Here is a 965-nt window from a genome sequence, read left to right on the forward strand (position 1 = left end):
AGTTAGGTATTGTTAAAAACATACTTTTTACTCCTGTATCAATAAGGACAGTACCACATTGATACCCTTGCCAACCAGTTATTTTGATACAAGCTGGCGGTGCGATCCATTCGTGTTTATTTTCATTTGAAGGTTGTAATTTAATAAAGGAAAATCCTTTGGCTGTATCCTTATTAATTCCAACATATATGCCATTGCGCGTTAGTGTATATCCATTGTTGCTTCCTGATTTTGTATTTAAAAGGGGGTTTGTACTTGGAGTGCTTTCGCTCTGCAAGCTACTTTCTCGATCAAAACCGATGCCCATCATTGATACATGCTCAGGGTTTAGTTCAGGTTTACAATTTCTTGCCTTAGCAAGGCACTGGATTTCGTTAACAGCCAATACTGGGATAATATTCGTAGATACGAATTTTTCCCCATCACCAATTGTGAGAGTAGTATTGAGCCAAGAACCTATCATAATACGTCCGGAACTATTGTACGTGATTTTACCTGGTCTAGCTGATAAATTATTTGCATTTGGTATTGCTGAAGATGAAATCACTAAACCTGTAGAGCCAGTATCAACTACTACCTCTCGTTCAGCACCGTCAGGAAATGAGACAAACAACTTCGGCGCAGTCTCATCACCACTTAAATTGTCGTTGTTTATAAATTTTAAATATACTGAATCATTGTTTTCTGAAAAAATCGGCTTACTTATTTCTGCATCAGATACTGCAGCATAAGAAGCTATTCCAAACGGAAGAATTACACAAATAATGGCTAGGATGTTTACTTTTATCGCTACTGGGTGTATTTGCATGTTAACGGCCTATAAAGATTCAGAAAAAACGTGAAATTTGTACCATGTATTATGCATGATATATCGCGTCCTTTTTCAATATTCTTATCCTATACAAATATTCAAAGTAGCAGACATCTAATTTTTTTCAAGAGAAATTCAAAAAACAAAGTATGTG

Annotated in this window: 1 protein-coding gene; it reads right to left on the bottom strand. The window is 35.9% G+C overall.

Annotated elements, in window-relative coordinates; translation table 11 throughout:
- Positions 1-808 (bottom strand): hypothetical protein (locus URZ40_RS23125; protein ID WP_320721257.1); only part of this gene is annotated, 808 nt, incomplete at its 3' end.
- Between the last annotated feature and the right edge of the window lie 157 nt (positions 809-965).

The sequence above is a fragment of the Enterobacter sp. 296B2 genome (genome assembly GCF_034106185.1).
Classification (GTDB): domain Bacteria; phylum Pseudomonadota; class Gammaproteobacteria; order Enterobacterales; family Enterobacteriaceae; genus Enterobacter; species Enterobacter cloacae_N.